At 62.9% G+C, this 402-nt stretch carries 1 protein-coding gene; it reads left to right on the plus strand.

What is annotated here, in order from left to right; translation table 11 throughout:
* Nucleotides 1–402: HK97 gp10 family phage protein (locus QCE79_RS34500; RefSeq protein ID WP_309852267.1), on the plus strand; the 402-nt coding region annotated here is incomplete at both ends.

The following is a 402-nucleotide window of genomic DNA, read 5'->3' on the forward strand; positions in this document are numbered from 1 at the left end:
CGTTGACGGGGATGTTGCGCTCGCTTGACGAGGCGGTGAGCGAAAGCACGCTTCGCCAGGCGGCGGTCGCCGGCGCTCGCGTCATTCATGACGAGATCAAACGGCGTGCGCCGGTGGGTGACCGAGAGGGGATGCGTCGAGCTCAGCCGCACGTCCCCGGTTTCCTGCGGGACCATATGCTGATTGCCTATGATAGGGAAGAGTCGGTGCCGGGCAAGTATGCCTCCTACCTCATCACCTGGAGCAAGGATGCCTTTTACGGGCGCTTCGTCGAACTGGGCAAGCGCAACGCGGTAAAGCTCACGGAGCGCACGCTTGCGCGCGCGATTCGAGAGATCGAGTTCGGCAGTTCGCGCACGCCTGCGCAACCCTTCATTCGCCCTGCCTTCGATGCCAAGAAGT

Origin of the sequence: Caballeronia sp. LZ003 (assembly GCF_031451465.1) — a bacterium.
Classification (GTDB): domain Bacteria; phylum Pseudomonadota; class Gammaproteobacteria; order Burkholderiales; family Burkholderiaceae; genus Caballeronia.